Raw genomic sequence first — 1,688 nt, 5'->3', positions numbered from 1 at the left:
ACCGCGTGGGCCGAAAGTGCCGGTTCACGGGCTGTCATCCATTGCCAAAGCACGCCCGTCTGCGCGCCGGTTACGCGTATTTTGGCAAGCACCAGCCAGCACGCCGGCAAGCAGCGTCGCTGTCGCGAGAATTTCCATGCGATGGGCGGGATGCCAGACCATCGCCGCGAGGACACCGAGAATCACCACGATGACCGACCACGTCAACCACGGGTAGCCCCACATACGCAGCGGCAGCTCTGCCGCGCGTCGTTCCAGTACTGCGCGCATGCGCAGCTGCGATACTGCGATCACGAGGTAGACCAGAAGCGCCACGGCGCCAGAGGTAGCCAGCAGGAACGCGAAGACGTGTTCTGGCATAAGGTAGTTCGCCAGCACGCACACGAAAGCGAATGCGGTGGACACCAGTACCGCGGCGCGCGGTGTGCCACACGCGGCAGTCCGGCTTAGGCCGCTCGGGGCATCGCCCCGCGTCGACAGCGAGAACAGCATGCGCGAGGCGGTGTAGAGCGCCGAGTTCAGGCAGCTCATTACCGCTGTCAGAACGATGACGTCGACGATCGCCTTGGCGTGCGGCACGCCGAGGATCTCCAGCGCGCGCTGGTACGCCCCATGGGTGACGAGCAGCGGGTCATTCCACGGCACCAGTGCAACAACAATGAAGATCGAGCCCAGGTAGAACAGCGAAATGCGCCACACCACCGAGCGCGTCGCGCGCACGATTTGCCGGGCCGGGTGTTCCGCTTCGGCCGCCGCAATGGTGACGATCTCCGCCCCCATGAATGCGAACATCGTTGTCAGGACGACAGCGATGACAGCATGTGCGCCATTCGGCATGAACCCGCCATAGTCAACCAGCCGCGCCACGCCCGATACCTGAGCCCCCGGAAGCAAACCCAGCACCGCCAGACCGCCTACGGCAATGAACGCCACGATGGCGACCACCTTGATGAGCGCGAACCAGAACTCGAACTCACCATAGTTCCTGACCGAGAACAGATTGGTGCCGGTCAGCGCGAGCGTGATCGCCAGCGCAAACGTCCACTGGGGTATGGCGGGCAACCAGGCGCTCAGAATGGCCGCCGCCGCAGTCGCTTCAATCGGGATCACGAGGACCCAGAACCACCAGTACAGCCAGCCAATCGTGAAACCGGCCCAATGTCCGATGGCGCCGTCCGCGTAGGTCGAAAACGATCCGGTATCCGGCTGTGCCACAGCCATCTCGCCCAGCATGCGCATGACCAGCACCACCAGCAGCCCAGACATGGCATAGGCCAGCAGCGCGGCCGGGCCGGCCTCGGCGATAGCTCGCCCGGAGCCTACAAACAGTCCGGCGCCGATGACGCCTGCAATCGAAACCATCGTGACGTGACGCGCCTTGAGTCCATGGCTCAGCCCTTTCCCTGACGGGTTCATGTCTCTCTCCTCGGTGAAGCGCGACCTACATGAGCCGCTACGCTGGTGCTCCTATGACATGGAAATTGACCGCAGCTGGCGTTCCAGCATGCCGCGGTCGTCTGACCCCAAATGCGGCATGCCGCATCGCATTGACGCGAACCACGGGGTTCTGCAGATTGCCCACTCGATCAATCGACGATCGAGCCACTGGACTGTGCCAGCCGGGCGTACTCGCCTAACGACCGCGTTGGCCGGAAGTACCGGTCACGAAGAATCGGCCTCTTGAGCGG

At 63.6% G+C, this 1,688-nt stretch carries 2 protein-coding genes; both read right to left on the bottom strand.

Translation table 11 applies throughout. The features are described from left to right. Positions 1–24: 24 nt before the first annotated feature. Positions 25–1,416 (bottom strand): GABA permease, encoded by a 1,392-nt coding sequence (gene gabP, locus CF68_RS34570; protein WP_035828024.1) that lies wholly within the window; start codon positions 1,414–1,416, stop codon positions 25–27. A 170-nt stretch (positions 1,417–1,586) separates the two neighbouring features. Then, positions 1,587–1,688, bottom strand: a 102-nt coding sequence (locus CF68_RS36855) for a DUF2958 domain-containing protein (protein ID WP_152548612.1), incomplete at its 5' end; no start/stop codon positions are given.

This window comes from Cupriavidus sp. SK-4 (assembly GCF_000611125.1).
In the GTDB taxonomy this organism is placed as follows: domain Bacteria; phylum Pseudomonadota; class Gammaproteobacteria; order Burkholderiales; family Burkholderiaceae; genus Cupriavidus; species Cupriavidus necator.
Note: the sequence above shows the minus strand (reverse complement) of the source record. Positions and strands in the feature narration are given on the sequence as shown.